Annotated in this window: 13 protein-coding genes; 8 read left to right on the forward strand and 5 right to left on the reverse strand. The window is 37.0% G+C overall.

Annotation, left to right across the window (positions count from 1 at the left end; genetic code table 11):
• Nucleotides 1–35 precede the first annotated feature (35 nt).
• Entirely contained in the window at nucleotides 36–332 is a 297-nt protein-coding gene (locus GILLI_RS13585; protein ID WP_006989694.1) for an isoamylase early set domain-containing protein, read from the forward strand.
• A gap of 318 nt (nucleotides 333–650) precedes the next feature.
• Here GILLI_RS13585 and GILLI_RS13595 read toward each other — a convergent pair whose 3' ends face one another.
• Nucleotides 651–1,565 (reverse strand): glutaminase, encoded by a 915-nt coding sequence (locus tag GILLI_RS13595; protein WP_006989696.1) that lies wholly within the window; start codon nucleotides 1,563–1,565, stop codon nucleotides 651–653.
• Between the two features lie 4 nt (nucleotides 1,566–1,569).
• Nucleotides 1,570–2,277, reverse strand: coding sequence for a dipeptidase PepE (gene pepE, locus GILLI_RS13600; protein WP_006989697.1), 708 nt, complete (start codon nucleotides 2,275–2,277; stop codon nucleotides 1,570–1,572).
• A gap of 163 nt (nucleotides 2,278–2,440) precedes the next feature.
• On the opposite strand from pepE, the gene GILLI_RS13605 reads away from it, so the two are divergent.
• The 6 genes from GILLI_RS13605 to GILLI_RS13630 all read left to right on the forward strand — a co-directional run bounded on the left by GILLI_RS13605 (nucleotide 2,441) and on the right by GILLI_RS13630 (nucleotide 8,251).
• Entirely contained in the window at nucleotides 2,441–3,253 is an 813-nt protein-coding gene (locus GILLI_RS13605) for a hypothetical protein (RefSeq protein WP_040506661.1), read from the forward strand.
• Nucleotides 3,254–3,283: 30 nt separating this feature from the next.
• On the forward strand, nucleotides 3,284–4,093 hold the full coding sequence (locus GILLI_RS13610) for a peptidase associated/transthyretin-like domain-containing protein (RefSeq protein ID WP_006989699.1): 810 nt from the start codon (nucleotides 3,284–3,286) through the stop codon (nucleotides 4,091–4,093).
• Between the two features lie 27 nt (nucleotides 4,094–4,120).
• Nucleotides 4,121–4,894, forward strand: coding sequence for a peptidase associated/transthyretin-like domain-containing protein (locus GILLI_RS13615; protein ID WP_006989700.1), 774 nt, complete (start codon nucleotides 4,121–4,123; stop codon nucleotides 4,892–4,894).
• A 109-nt stretch (nucleotides 4,895–5,003) separates the two neighbouring features.
• The gene (locus GILLI_RS13620) at nucleotides 5,004–5,507 is read left to right on the forward strand and encodes a DUF6702 family protein (protein ID WP_006989701.1); all 504 of its coding nucleotides are present in this window, start codon (nucleotides 5,004–5,006) and stop codon (nucleotides 5,505–5,507) included.
• A gap of 56 nt (nucleotides 5,508–5,563) precedes the next feature.
• Nucleotides 5,564–7,885 (forward strand): M1 family metallopeptidase, encoded by a 2,322-nt coding sequence (locus GILLI_RS13625; protein WP_006989702.1) that lies wholly within the window; start codon nucleotides 5,564–5,566, stop codon nucleotides 7,883–7,885.
• An 84-nt stretch (nucleotides 7,886–7,969) separates the two neighbouring features.
• Nucleotides 7,970–8,251, forward strand: a complete 282-nt coding sequence (locus GILLI_RS13630) for a Sec-independent protein translocase subunit TatA/TatB (RefSeq protein ID WP_006989703.1) — start codon at nucleotides 7,970–7,972, stop codon at nucleotides 8,249–8,251.
• A gap of 89 nt (nucleotides 8,252–8,340) precedes the next feature.
• Here GILLI_RS13630 and GILLI_RS13635 read toward each other — a convergent pair whose 3' ends face one another.
• The gene (locus tag GILLI_RS13635) at nucleotides 8,341–8,985 is read right to left on the reverse strand and encodes an O-methyltransferase (protein WP_006989704.1); all 645 of its coding nucleotides are present in this window, start codon (nucleotides 8,983–8,985) and stop codon (nucleotides 8,341–8,343) included.
• Nucleotides 8,986–9,198: 213 nt separating this feature from the next.
• On the opposite strand from GILLI_RS13635, the gene kynU reads away from it, so the two are divergent.
• Nucleotides 9,199–10,476, forward strand: a complete 1,278-nt coding sequence (gene kynU, locus GILLI_RS13640) for a kynureninase (RefSeq protein WP_006989705.1) — start codon at nucleotides 9,199–9,201, stop codon at nucleotides 10,474–10,476.
• 146 nt (nucleotides 10,477–10,622) lie between these two features.
• Here the strand turns inward: kynU and GILLI_RS13645 are convergent, their stop codons facing one another.
• Both GILLI_RS13645 and GILLI_RS13650 read right to left on the reverse strand, forming a co-directional pair.
• Nucleotides 10,623–11,300 (reverse strand): hypothetical protein, encoded by a 678-nt coding sequence (locus GILLI_RS13645; protein WP_040506662.1) that lies wholly within the window; start codon nucleotides 11,298–11,300, stop codon nucleotides 10,623–10,625.
• 48 nt (nucleotides 11,301–11,348) lie between these two features.
• Nucleotides 11,349–12,107 carry an SDR family oxidoreductase gene (locus tag GILLI_RS13650; protein ID WP_006989707.1) on the reverse strand — a complete coding sequence of 253 codons (759 nt, stop codon included), beginning with the start codon at nucleotides 12,105–12,107 and terminating at the stop codon, nucleotides 11,349–11,351.
• Nucleotides 12,108–12,128 lie beyond the last annotated feature (21 nt).

Raw genomic sequence — 12,128 nt, forward strand, 5'->3', positions numbered from 1 at the left:
ATGTATTAATTGCACTCTAATTCAAATTAAAAATCATGGGAATTTCAAAACAATATTTAAAGACAAAGCCGGTGTGTAAAGTGACCTTTACCGTACCCGCGAAAGATGCTCAAAAAGTTAGTGTAATTGGTGATTTTAACAATTGGGATCCATCAAAAAACGAACTAAAAAAATTAAAAACCGGTGCCTTTAAAGGGACCCTGGAGTTGCCAAAGGAAAATTCATTTGAATTTAAATACCTTATTGATGGCACTCATTCCAACGATCCGGAAGCAGATGCATACCGATGGAACGAATTTGCCGGAGCAGAAAATGCTGTCCTGGAACTATAGAAGCTTTTTTAAGGAGGCATAAGCCGAATTGTTGAAAGCACTATAAGAAAAATCCACCACCTTTTAAGGTGGGTTTTTGTGTTGTTCAAGGTTTTTAGATGGTATTCTGTGAGATTTTTTCCGCGTATATATTTTGATTCGTGTTTAGAAATGAGACTATGAAGATTGATATCTATAAATTCAATTTCACGCAGTGCTTTGCATAATGTATTGCTTTTTTTGCGAGAGTCTTTGGAAACTTTTTCTACGGCGATTTTTTGTAGAGTTAAATCAGCGTAATTGCTGGGAGAAAATTTCAATAAATTTGCCTTTGTTTTATTAAAAAATAGAGAAGCCCGTTAGTGTTGTAAATCTTTCCAGGGCGGCCATTCCAAGTTCCGAATTTCCTTTTGGATTTAAAAGGGGACTCCAAACTGCTACCGAATATTGACCCGGATGAATGGCTACAATTCCACCTCCTACACCACTTTTTCCAGGCAAACCTACTTCAAAACTAAATTCCCCGGCTTCATCATAAAATCCACAGGTTTGCATCAAAGCATTGATACGTTTATTCTTTGTTTTTGAAATAATCCTCTCTCCGGTTTCCAAAAGTTTCCCCCGGTTTGCATAGAGCATAAATGCTTTAGCAAGCTCTTCACACGACATGGCTAAAGAACATTGATGAAAATAGAAATCTACTATAGGCTCAACATCATTTTTTATATTTCCAAGGGCCTTCATATAATTCACCAACGCATAGTTTCTATACCCCGTAGATTTTTCAGAGGCAGCCACCGTGTAATCGTAATCAATTTCAGGATTCCCTGTAATTTTTCGAACGAATTCCAACAATTCGGCTTTTGGATCCTTCAGGTTGGAAACCAGGATATCGCAAATTACCAGGGCGCCGGAATTTATGAAGGGGTTTCTGGGAATCCCTTTTTCGTGTTCCAGCTGTGTAAGCGAGTTAAAGGGATCCCCAGAAGGTTCTACATCAACCCTGTCCCAAAGATCTTCCCCCAGAATCTTCATCGCCATAGTAAGCGTAAAGACCTTGGAAATACTTTGTATGGATAATTTTTCAGAACTATCTCCAAATGAGGATTGTTGTGCATCAGTAGAATAAAGGTGCATCCCGAATTTTTTGGGATCTACTCTGGCCAGTTCCGGAATATAGGAGGCTACTTTTCCAAATACATCTCTGTAATTGAGTTCTTCCTGAATTTGATCCAATATTTTTTGATATTCCATTTTTTTAATTTAAATCGTTAAGGGAACTCCCGGTTGGCATTTCAGAAGCAGCATGATTTGCCCTGAAAATTCTGGCGCTTTGGCTTCCTTTTAAAGTGATGTTTTTTCCTGAAACTTCCAGCCAGCCTCCTTCTCTTAAACCTACAACAGGCTGCGAGTTTATCGAGTGGAATTCTTTAATCCTGGTTTCACGTGTTTCGCCTTTATGTGTGGAGGTATCATCCGGATCCAGGTAATGAGGATTGATATTGAAGGGAACTATCCCCAGGGTTTTAAAAGCCGGAGGATAAACTATTGGCATATCATTGGTGGTTTGCATAGTGAGTCCGCCAATGTTTGTTCCCGCACTTGTTCCTAAATAAGGAATTCCATCCTGTATGCGCTTTTTTAATACTTCCATAACTCCGGCCCTGTAAAGTTTATCAACAAGCAAAAATGTATTTCCTCCTCCGGTAAAAATCCCTCCTGCCTCCAAAATTGCTTTTTTAGGATCCTTAAATTCATGGATCCCACGCACTTTAAAAGGGAGATTTTTAAATGCACCTTTTACTTTGCCGGAGTATTCCTCAAGAGAAATCCCTCCGGGACGGGCATAGGGTATAAATAAAATTTCTTTGGAATTTTTAAATAATTCAATGATTTCCGGAAAGAGATACTCCAAAAATTCTTGTCCAAATAAAGTAGAAGTGCTTGCTAAAAGAATTTTTTTCATCTTATTTTTTCGTAAATTTAAGTAATGTGTTGGTTTAACAAAATTTTAGGCGCAGCTTATTGAAATTATAAGAAATGTTTTTGGTTACTTTAAGGTTTAATATTTTTAAGCAAGGTCTTAAGAGGGGGTTGTGTTTTTCGTATTCATCATTAGTTATGTATCAATGAAAAAGTTTCTAATAATAACTGGAATTATTCTGGGGTTTTTGACTCAAGCTCAAGGGCAGGATCGTACTTCTGTTTCGGGCAGTATTCAGGTTCCCGTTGGGGATGAATCAGTCGGGATAATTGTTTATAATTTAAATACAGAAGATTTTGCTCTTACAAATCCTGAAGGTGAATTTTCCATAGCGGTTAAGCTAAACGATAGCCTTAGAATTTCAGCTGCTCAATTTCAGGAGTTTATAGTTATTATAGATAAAGGAGTGATCCAATCTGGAGAATTAAATATTTATGTGAACGAGATTATAAATGTGTTACCTGAAGTAGTGGTAAGTCCTTATGATCTTTCAGGAAATGTTACGGTAGATGCTGCGCGGTTACCGGTGAATGACCTACCAGAAAATTATACAGCTTCTCAAATGCAAAGTACTTATTTCGCCTCTGAAACAGGACCTTCATATCAGTCCTCACCCAAAAATACCGCTTTAGCCATGAGCCAGACAAGATTGGTGAATGGAATTAATTTTGTCAATATTTTTAAAGAGTTGTTGATTGCAAGCAAGAAGGATGAAATAAGAGATCCTTACAGTGAACGCCCCAATGCCGATATAGATACGGAAATAAGAGCAATGTATGGTGATGAGTTTTTTCAGGAAAATTTGAATATTGATCTGGAATATATCAATGATTTTATATATTTTGCAGATGATAGTGGTTTAAAGGAAGAAATGTTGCAAAAAGGAAACGAGCTGGAACTCATTGAATTCCTCGTGGAACAAAGCAAACAATATAAAAAACAACGTTCAGGAAATTAATTTAATCTGCTCAAAAGCAGAGAATTAAATATGATTAAAAAAATTCTTTGCGCTTTAAGTCTGTTAATGGTTCTTCCTGTTTTTTCTCAGCAGGAAAATATCCTTTTAAAGGGATCCATTAAAGCAGCATTTTTGGAAAGTGCTTCCGTTCATATAATAAATGCTACCCAAAAGACAGGAACTGTAAATTCCGATTCGGGAAATTTTCAAATTCTGGTTCAAGCCGGGGACACCTTGCTTTTTTCCTCTATTCAATACCAGAAATTGGAGGTAATTATTTCTGATAAAATTATCCAGGAAGGCAATCTTACTATAGAACTAAAAGAGGATATAAATCAACTTGCCGAAGTTAATATCAGCAATATTCAGCTTACCGGAAATATTAATACCGATCTCAATAATATTGAAGTGGTAACAGATTTACCCTTGGATTTAAGATTTGGAGCTGTTAAGCATATAGTATTTGAATCGGATGTGAACGATGCTTTAGAGGCCCCAAGGAATATCGCTTTTGAGAGCAATCAGGTCTTGCAGCCAGGGGTAAATTTATTGGGGATTGTAGATGTCTTAGAGGATTTGTTTAATATAAAGAAAAAGGGAAACACCCCAATCTATAAAAGGCCAACGGCCACAGTTGCAGCTCAAATTAGAGGATTATTTGATGATGATTTCTTTAAATCCAGTCTTGGGATCAAAGAGGAGCACATCAACGATTTTTTATTCTATGTGGATGAAAATGGACTGACATCGCAAATGATGGAAGAGAAAAACAAATTAAGTTTGTTGGATTTCCTTTTTGAGCAAAGCGAAAAATATCTGCAAATACGCGGCGAGTATTGAAACTCATTTTCATCTTAAGCAAGCTGCATGAAGTATCTTTTGGTTAGTTTTTTTCTTTTATCCGTTACAACATTACTAGCTCAGGAAGAACGGATTATAAAAGGGAAAATAGTAAATGATTCCCTTGAAAATTCGGTTGTTCATATAATCAATGTTACTCAAAAAACAGGAACAATTACCTCTACTAAAGGGGAATTTGATATTTTGGCCAGGGAAAACGATACGCTGTTATTCTCATCGCTACTATACATACCGCAAAAAGTAAAAATTTCATCAACTATTTATAAAGATGGCTCCCTTAACGTGGAACTCATAAAAAATGTAAATGAGTTGGAAGAGGTAAACATAAGTAATATAAAACTCTCCGGGGATCTGAACCGGGATTTGAGCACTATTAAAAGCTTAAATAAGTATGATTTGGGAATTCCGCTTTCTACAAAACCACTACCTACCCAGGCAGAGCGAAGATTGATGGCCAACACCGTTTCAATTAATCCACTTGGTGGGGCTGTTAACCTTGATCATCTTATAAACGTGATTTCCGGTAGGCATGCTTTGAATATACAAGCAAAGGCCAATGAAGACAAAAACACTTTGGTAGCAGTTGCCAGGGATTCTTTTTCAGAAGAAATTTTTGTGAACTTGTTAAATATACCTTTGGAAGAAATTAGCGTCTTTCTATTTTTTTGTGCTGAAAACGCCAATTTAAAACAGCGATTAGATACAAAGAACCAACTTGGGTTGTTGGAATTTTTTAAAAGGCAAGCCCCATCCTTCAGAAAATATCGGGGATTGGAATAGTTCTTGAAGTTAAAAATGATAGCTTCTCAATGCGCTCTTCAAAAGAATGCCAACATCAGAGAAGCGATGCGAATTAATTACGGATAATAAAAACAATATATAACTACCCATGAAATACAGAATTTTATTCCTTCTATTAATTTTCAGTTTATCTTCCTTTAAGAAATCCCATAAATTCTATGTTAGCGTAACAGAAATTGAATATAATGAGGAGGTTCAAAGTCTTCAGATAATTTCACGTGTTTTTACAGACGATCTGGAGGCACTTCTTAGGGAACGCTATAACCCATCTATCAAACTTTTGTCCAATGGGGATAAAGGCGAGGTTGAAGCAAATCTTAAAAAGTACCTTGGTCAAAAATTCCGGGTTCAGGTAAATGGGAAGAGCTATGAGGTAAATTATTTGGGGAAAGAATATGAAGATGATATGACCTTAATGTACCTGGAAGTTCCAAATGTTTCTTCAGTAAAATCCGTGAAAATCAAAAATGCCGTTCTAACCGATCTTTTTCCTGAACAGAAAAATTTGATACACGTTGAATTAAGAGGAAAAACAAAGAGTTTGATTTTGACCGCAGAACGGGATGAAGGTGAATTAATTTTCAACGAATAAATTGAGATAATCATATAAATTCCTAAATTTAGCAACTTAAAATAATTATAAAAAGAATGAAAAAACTTAATACTGCAATTTTAGCATTTTCACTTATTTTTTCTTCAGGGCTTTTTGCTCAGGAAACAGAAGCACCTAAAGAGGAGGTTAAGGAGGTTAAGGAAATGGGGCATTTCAATGAAAATAAATTCAGGCAGATGTACCAGGAATTCTCAACGCCCAATCAATATAGAACAGCTTCCGGTGCTCCCGGAGAAGCTTATTATCAAAACCAGGCCGATTATAAGATGGATATCGAGCTGGACGATAAGAACAAAAAATTAACCGGTGTAGAAACTATTACCTATCATAACAACTCCCCAGATAATCTGGAATACTTATGGGTTCAACTGGATCAAAATATAAGAACAAAGAATTCTCCGGCTTTAGATAAAGATGGTAGCGGAATTGCTCCGGTAGCGCAACCTGGAGGATTTGTAAATCAGTTTATGAAGGAACCATTTGATGGTGGATTTAATATTGAAGAAGTTTCCAAAGACGGAAAAGCTTTGCAGCATACCATTAACTATACAATGATGCGTGTAGATATGGCTCAGCCTTTAAAGGCAGGGGAAAGTTATACTTTTAAAATAAAGTGGAACTATACCATCAATAATCACGTAACAGACCGAGCCAGGTCTGGTTATGAGCATTTTCCTAAAGACGGGAATGATGTGTATGTAATCGCACAATTCTTCCCAAGAATGGCTGTTTATAATGACGTAGAAGGATGGCAAAACATGCAATTCTTCGGAAATGGGGAATTCGCATTGCCTTTTGGGAACTATGAAGTGAATATAACCGTTCCGGCAGATCATATTTTAGATGGAACAGGTGAAATAGTAAACAGAAAAGAAGTCTATTCAAAAGAGATGATGAATCGCTATGAGCGCGCAAAAAAAGAAACCGAAAATCCTGTGATCATAGTTACTCAGGAAGAAGCTGAAGCTGCAGAAAAAGGATTTTCTGATAAAAAGAAAACCTGGAAATTAAAAGCTGAAATGGTTCGTGATTTTGCGTTCTCTTCATCCAGAAAGTTCATCGTAGATATGATGAATGTAAATGTGATGGGAAAAGATGTGATGGCTGTTTCAATGTATCCAAAAGAGGGAAATCCTTTATGGGAAGAATATTCAACAAGAGCTGTTGCAAGTACCTTGAAAACCTATTCCAACCATACCTTCAAATACCCATATCACAAAGCAATTTCAGTACACGCTAAAAATCAGGGGATGGAATATCCAATGATTTGCTGGAATTATGGTCGTCCTGAAGAAGATGGGACCTATAGTGATAGAGTGAAATACGGGATGATAAGTGTTATTATCCATGAGATTGGACATAACTTTTTTCCAATGATCGTCAATAGTGATGAGCGTCAATGGGGTTGGATGGACGAAGGTTTAAATACCTTTTTACAGTATTTGGCTGAACAGGAATTTGGGAAAGAATATCCTGCAGCAATTGGTCCTAATGAGGTTTATCCTTCAAGGCGTGGAATTCCCGCCAATATAGTTCCTTATATGAAGGGAGATCAAAAGTTTATCTCACCAATTATGAGCAATCCGGAAAATGTGTATCAGCTGGGTAACAACGCCTACGGAAAACCGGCCACGGCGCTTAATATTTTGAGAGAAACGGTCATGGGACATGAACTGTTCGATTTTTCATTTAAAACATATTCTCAACGATGGATGTTCAAACATCCTACACCCGAAGACTTTTTCAGGACGATGGAAGATGCTTCCGGGGTCGATCTTGACTGGTTTTGGAGAGGTTGGTTCTACAGTACAGATTATGTAGATATAGGAGTGAAAGATGTTAAGAAATATTATGTAACCGATAAAGTTACCAAAGATGGCGCAGCCTTTTTAGAGCAATACGGAGTAACAGATCCATCTTCGATAGAAGCCGTTTATGTAGTGGAAGAAGGCAGCGAAGAGTTTTCTGAGGATATGAAGGGTAAAAATCTTTTAGAAACCGCACCAAAATTAAACGAATATCTAATGGATAATTTCACCCCTGCAGAACGTTCCGGAATGAAGGTTCCTAAATATTTCTATGAAATCACATTTTCAAAACCCGGAGGTCTTGTAATGCCACTTATTGTAGAATATACCTATGCAGATGGGACTACACAAAATGTAACCTATCCTGTGCAAATTTGGCGTAAAAATGATGACCAGGTGAGCAAAGCAATTGCAACAGATAAGGAGATCATTAAAGTAGTGGTAGATCCTAATATGGAAACCGCCGATATTGACCTTGAAAACAACAGCTGGCCACAGCAAGTAAAAGAAGATAAATTCCAGCAGTTCAAAACTGAAGGAGGAAATTAATAAGGGATTAAATTTATATAAATTAAGCCGACTTTAACGAGTCGGCTTCTTTTTTTAAAAGAAATTGTCATTATCTTTGTCTCTATGATTACACTTCCTTTATTTATAAGTGGTGCCGAAATAGCCTTTATCATGTTTATCCTGGTGATGGTTTTTGGTGCCGATAAGATTCCGGATATCGCAAGGGGATTAGGAAAAGGTATGCGTACACTTCGCAATGCCTCAAACGATATTAAAAGCGAGATTCAAAAAAGTGCCGAGAAGCAGGGCATAGATACCGATATTTCAAAAGATGTACGAAGCGAGATAAGCAAGGTAAAAGAGGATATCGACGAAATTACCGGCTCGGTTAAACGTAGGTTATAATTTATAGGTGGTATAGAAAGCGCGGTTAGAACTGAAGTATTTGGTTAATTTCAGTATTTATTTCTGGTTTCTATTCCCAATTGAAGCTGTTAATCCTTTATTCTGCTTATGCTCAGGCCATCTCTAATGGGGAGCATAATCGTTTCTATCCTTTTATCTTCCACCATCATTTTATTGTAGCGAAGTAGCGCTTTTGTAGATTCATCATCTTCCTTAACTTTTTCCACCACTTTCCCACTCCAAAGGACATTATCTGTTATAATAATTCCGCCGGGGTTCATTTTTTCTATGATCAATTCAAAATAGGCAGGATAATTTGGTTTGTCGGCATCTATAAAGACCAAATCAAATTTCAGCTTAAGCGTTGGAATAATTTCCAGTGCATTTCCTAAATATTGATGGATCTGTTCTTTATATTCTGAAAGGTCAAAATATTTTTTCTGGATTTCGGTTAGTTCCTCATTGATATCGATGGTATGCAAACTTCCTCTTTTTTGTAATCCTTCAGAAAGGCATAATGCAGAATACCCGGTATAAGTGCCAATTTCCAGGATATTATCCGGTTTTATCAATTTTGATAGCATGCTCAATAACCTTCCCTGGTAATGACCGCTTAGCATACGCGGCTGAAGGATCTTTTGAAAAGTTTCCCGTGTGAGCGCAGCCAGTAAATCCGGTTCCTCCTGAGAATGTTTTACTGCGTAATCATCTATTTTCTGCGAAATAAAATGCATTGGTTCTTAATTTCAGCAAATTTAAGCATATCAAAGTTTATGCTGAATTTAATTGTTAATTGCTTTGATGAACTTTTTGATGCATAAAAAAGTAGTACATAGCTGGCTCTAGAGATTTGTAAAAAGAAGAATCATACAGAATTTATACGAAATCATTCGGAAATTCAACCCGCTGGAGAGATTAAATAGTATTTTTACATAAAAACTGCAAATATGGAATTTAGCAATACAAGGGAATTTGCAAGATCAATGGATAAGGAAGATCCCTTAGCAACTTATAAAGATGAATTTATCTTTCCTGAAGTAAATAATAAAAAGGTGATCTATTTCACCGGAAATTCTCTCGGCTTACAACCTAAATCGGCTAAAAAATATGTAGATGAGGTAATGGATGATTGGGCTAACCTGGCGGTGGAAGGCCATTTTTATGCGGAGAAACCCTGGTGGGACTATCATGAGCGTTTTTCTGAAAAGCTTGCTAAAGTGGTTGGAGCCAAACCTCCGGAGATTACCGTAATGAATACGCTTACCGTGAACCTTCATTTATTGATGGTGTCTTTTTACAGGCCCGATGCAAAGCGGTATAAGATCATTTGTGAGGAAAAAGCATTCCCTAGTGATCAATATATGATCGCTTCTCAGGTGAAGTTTCATGGATTTAACCCGGAAGATGCTGTTGTTGAGGTGAAAAAGAGGGCTGGTGAAAATCACTTCAGAACAGAAGATATTCTGAAGAAAATCGAAGAAATAGGGGATGAGTGTGCTTTGGTTCTTTTTGGTGGAGTTAATTATTACTCCGGGCAGGTATTGGATATGGAAACAATCACCCGGGCCGGGCACGAGATTGGAGCAAAGGTTGGTTGGGATCTCGCTCACGCTGTGGGAAATATTGAGCTTAAATTACACGAATGGAATGTGGATTTTGCTGCCTGGTGTAGTTATAAATACATGAATTCCGGACCCGGAAATGCTTCGGGATGTTTCATAAACGAGAAGTATCATGAACTTAAAGAAATTCCCCGTTTTGAAGGCTGGTGGGGTCATTCTAAAGAACGCCGTTTTCTAATGGAGCCTGAATTTCAGCCAGAACCGGATGCACATGCCTGGCAAATAAGCAATGCACCTATTTTGGCACTTGCGCCTTACCTGGCATCGCTGGATATGTTTGAGAAGGTTGGAATGCCTGCCCTTATTGAGAAAAGGAATAAAATTGTGGCTTACCTGGAATTTGTGCTGCATCAAATCGATGAAGAGGTTGAAAGTGATTTCGAGATCATTACTCCCTCCAACCAAAACGAACGCGGAACCCAACTTTCGGTCTTTCTTCACGGAGAAGGAAAAGAATTGTTTAATTATTTAATGAAAAATGGGGTAATTATAGATTGGAGAGAACCAAATGTTATACGATTGGCTCCGGCACCATTTTATTGTTCCTATGAAGATATGTATGAATTTGGTCAGATTTTAAAAAGAGGGATCTTAAAGATTTAAACAAATACCGAAAATGAAATTTGATGTACTCCGGAAATAATATGCTTGTTTTCTGGTTCAAAAGTAATTTAAAATATAAATCCCGCTGGAATTTCCAGCGGGATTTATATTTTAAATTTTGGATAGCCTTCCTAAGATGGAAGGATTTACTTTACCATAATATCTGTAAAATATAACTGAAAACTTCCATCCTCTGATTTGTGCATTTTGGCAATGGTTATCCCGTTGAAGGTTTCATAATCTTCCCAGGTGGTAGAGAGACTTCTTCCCCCTGCCGACTGATAGGTCCATTCACGAATCATTTTGTCATCTTCATCAAAGAACACCAAATAGGTGTCCCCGGGAGTATATCCACTGGTGTCTGAGTATTTAACGGTTATCTGATGCATTTCCTTTTGGCTTATTGGTGCAACCGAACTTCGGTTATGCTCGAGATCATATTCGCTCCAAATCAATTCATATGGAAACAATAACCAGTACTTATCATTGATGAACTTTTTATCGATTTGAGTTTCAGCTTCATCAAGATTACCATTTGTGTTATAACTGGAGGTTTCTCCTTTTTCTGTGAGTTCTACTTTATTCTCTTTGGGAAACCATTTCCAGGAACGTTCGCTACGCAAAGTGTCATTTACTTTTACGTTAAAAGTAAAATTGATTTGATTTACGTCTTCAAAATTTTTGAATCCGTTTGCGTATGCGATCTCTTTTGTAATTGGTTCTTCAAAAGCTGATTCATTTTCAGATGTTCCTGCTTTTTCAGTATCATTTTTACAGGAAATGGTAAAAATAAGAAGTGCAAAGAGCATTAAATTTTTTTTCATGATTTATATTTTTAAAAAATAGGTTAAAAAATAGTAAGGTTTTTAAACTTATATAGCATTAATGCTCATTCCACCGTCGGCAATAATATTTTGGCCGGTAATATATGAAGATTTTTCCATGGCGAGAAAAGCTATAATGGAGGCCATTTCTTCTGCTTTTGCAATTCTTTTTAAAGGAGTTCTTCCTAAAATACCATTCATCTTTTCATCCTGCTTTAGAAATCCTTCCGTAAGCGGAGTTTCTGTAAACCACGGGGAAACGGCATTCACACGAATTCCGTCCTGGGCCCATTCTACAGCCAGACTTCTTGTTTGCTGAAGCAACCCCGATTTTGCCATAGCATAGGGAGTTCCAGTTCCCACATCTTGCAGTGCAGCTACAGATGCAATATTGATCACCGTTGCTACCTTAGATCTTTCCAGAAAAGGATGCAGTGCTCTGCTTAATTCAAAGGGCGCTACTAGGTTGATATCCAGTACTTTTTTAAGTTCATCTTCTGAATACTCTAAAGCTTCTTTTCGAATGTTGATCCCTGCATTGTTCACTAGAATGTCCAGAGTTTGCCAATTGTTCTGGATCCAGTTCACTATTTTTTGCCTGTCTACTTTTACTGAAACATCTGAAACTATTCCATTAACTTCAAATCCTTTATTCTGAAGTTCTTTTTCCAGGCTTTCAACGTCTTGTTTATTCCTTGCTGTAAATAACACCCGTGCACCCAAGTCCAAAAATTCCAAAACAGTCGCTTTGCCAATTCCTTTAGTTCCGCCTGTGACAATAGCGGTTTGTCCGTTTAAATTCCACATAAGTTTTTTGATCTTAAAATT

Source organism: Gillisia limnaea DSM 15749, assembly GCF_000243235.1.
Classification (GTDB): Bacteria; Bacteroidota; Bacteroidia; order Flavobacteriales; family Flavobacteriaceae; genus Gillisia; species Gillisia limnaea.